The following is a 1,579-nucleotide window of genomic DNA, read 5'->3' on the forward strand; positions in this document are numbered from 1 at the left end:
AAGGAGACCAGCTATGAAAAGTCAAGTATAAATTAGCCCAAAATTCTTTTTTCGTACCGATGGTAAAAAAGGGTAACTTTAATAAAGCTCCCGGGTGGGTGCATTTTTCAAATCTATCGATATTGGTATACAGACCTCTTACTCGAGGTTAAATTCTACATTGTCAGTAAGCATCTTCCAGATGACCCTGACAAGTTTGCCGGCACAATGCCCAAGTGCATTGTAATGTGTCCGGCCTTCAGCCCTTTTGGCATCGTAATAAGCCTTGAAGGTTGCGTTGTTTCTAACAACGTTCCAAGCTGCATTGATAAGAGCGTATCTTAGAACGCGTGAACCGCGTTTGGACATACGGGTTGTCTTAGCCTGGAAGTTACCAGACTGGTAAACAGACGGATCCAAACCGGCAAATGCAAGCAACTTATTAGGATTGGAGAAACGGTGAATATCACCTATTTCACCAAGAATCATTCCACCATTGATATATCCGATACCAGGAATGGTTTTGATAACAGAATCGTTGAATTTCATGATTTCTGTCATCTCAGCTTCAATCTTCTCTAATTGGCTATCAAGTAACTCAATTTGTTGGATGGTTTGAGTTATTTGGATAGATATAGCGCTGTCGTTAGCACCGACAGACTTCTGTGCCAGAACTCTTAATTCTTTGGCCTGCTCTTTGGTAAAGTGTCCGTGTGAGTTCACTTTGAGTAGATTAGCCAGATGAGTCATATGCATGGAAGCGACTTTCTTTGGAGAAGGTGCCTCTTTTAAAAGAGCATAGACAGCTTTCTGATGCAGACCGGATTTAAAGAAGTACTGAATTTCCGGAAACACCTGATCAACATAGGTTGTCAGTTGGATTTTTAAGCGGGTTCTCTGCTTTATGGTTTTCTGCCGAAAGCGTCCTAAGGTCTTAAGATCCATCATATCTAAATCAAAGAAACTGACGAATCTAAGGTTGTCCTGCATCATAAGAGTTTTAGCAATCACATATGTGTCGACCTTATCTGTCTTAGTTTTGCGAACGTTATTCTTTCGCATCTGACAGGTTTTGATGGGGTTCAACACACACACTTGGTAAAGCTCAGTAACAAGGTATCGAACAAGGTTGTCACCGTAGTGTGCCGTCGACTCAAGACCGATGATGATGCTGTTCTTGTCGAATGATTCGAGCTTAGAGATCAGCAGTTGGAAGCCATCAGCGTCGTTTGTGAATTTGAACGGCTCAAGAATTATTTCACCGTCGGAAGAAATCGCAGCGGCGAAATGGTTGAGTTTGGCAATATCAATGCCTACAAAAATTTTCATGAGGTTGTACCTCCCTTTCATAAAGTCTGATACCATGATGTCCACCATCGATTATCATCGTAGACTTGATAGAAATAAGTACTCTGAGTGAAAAAACACTCCGGCAACATCCAGCTGATAAACAATTCAGATAAAGGTAGCGGCAATACACTCCAGTTGAGTAGTCAAGCTACAGGGAAAAATCAAAAGTCCATAGTATCTGAATTGTATTGAACCACGATATTAAAAAGAAAGGAACGTGTGATAATTAACTTCCTAATTATCATACAAG

At 40.8% G+C, this 1,579-nt stretch carries 1 protein-coding gene; it reads right to left on the minus strand.

Annotated features, from left to right (window positions below; genetic code table 11):
* Positions 1–138: 138 nt before the first annotated feature.
* Positions 139–1,308, minus strand: coding sequence for an IS110 family transposase (locus ACTNBF_RS16405; RefSeq protein WP_441089697.1), 1,170 nt, complete (start codon positions 1,306–1,308; stop codon positions 139–141).
* Positions 1,309–1,579 lie beyond the last annotated feature (271 nt).

It is taken from the genome of Bariatricus sp. HCP28S3_A4 (genome assembly GCF_052066395.1).
GTDB lineage: Bacteria > Bacillota > Clostridia > Lachnospirales > Lachnospiraceae > Allocoprococcus.

Bases quoted from the DNA above. Each gene is read 5' to 3' on its own strand.
- ACTNBF_RS16405 (WP_441089697.1), bottom strand. From the start codon at position 1,308: ATGAAAATTTTTGTAGGCATTGATATTGCCAAACTCAACCATTTCGCC.